This window comes from Allomesorhizobium camelthorni (assembly GCF_011045125.1).
Classification (GTDB): domain Bacteria; phylum Pseudomonadota; class Alphaproteobacteria; order Rhizobiales; family Rhizobiaceae; genus Allomesorhizobium; species Allomesorhizobium camelthorni.
Window position 1 is genome coordinate 1 of record NZ_JAAKZF010000302.1, and the last position, 788, is coordinate 788.

General features: G+C 59.9%; 1 protein-coding gene. It reads left to right on the top strand.

What is annotated here, in order from left to right; translation table 11 throughout:
* Positions 1-110: 110 nt before the first annotated feature.
* The coding region (locus G6N73_RS36025) for an IS5 family transposase (protein ID WP_165034590.1) at positions 111-788 on the top strand (678 nt) is incomplete at its 3' end.

The window sequence follows — 788 nt, forward strand, 5'->3', positions numbered from 1 at the left end:
ATCTACATCCATACAAAAACATGTGCTTCAATAGTGATCTCGCGGAAGGGTTGAGCAGCTGGCGCGGTCGTGATTCCAACGGGTTGTCGAAGCCTGATTGGAGAGACCTGATGTGGACGCCAGCTACTCGCCGCCAGCATAACCGGGAAAGCCTGCGTTACGAAACCGACATGATGGACGCAGAGTGGAGTTTGATCGCACCACTCATGCCCACGGTGCGCCCGACGGGGCGACCGCGCAAATGGCCATTGCGCGAGATCGTGAACGCGATCTTCTACGTCATGCGCGGCGGAATCGGATGGCGTCTTCTGCCATCGGATTTTCCACCGAAAAGCACGGTGTTTCGCTGGTTTTGCCTGTTCCGCGACACCTGCCTCTTCGAGAAGATCAACCACAAGCTCCTGATGCTGGATCGCGAACGTTGCGGCCGAGAGGCCTCACCCACGGCCTCCATCATCGACAGCCAGACCGTAAAGACCTGCGAGAGTGGCGGCCCGCGCGGCTATGACGCCGGCAAGAAGATCAAAGGCCGCAAGCGCCATGCGCTGGTCGACACCGACGGTCGGGCTCTCGTCCTTTATCCGCATCCCGCCAGCATCCAGGATCGCGACGGCGCAGGTCCGGTCCTGGACGCCTCGCGGCGACCATTCCCCTTTATCCGAAAGGTGTTCGCCGATTCGGGATATCAGGGACCGCGTGTGGCCGAGGCAACCTCGATCGCTGTCGAGATCGTTAAAAGAAAACCCGATCAGGTCGGCTTCACCGTGCAACCGAGACGCTGGGTTGTC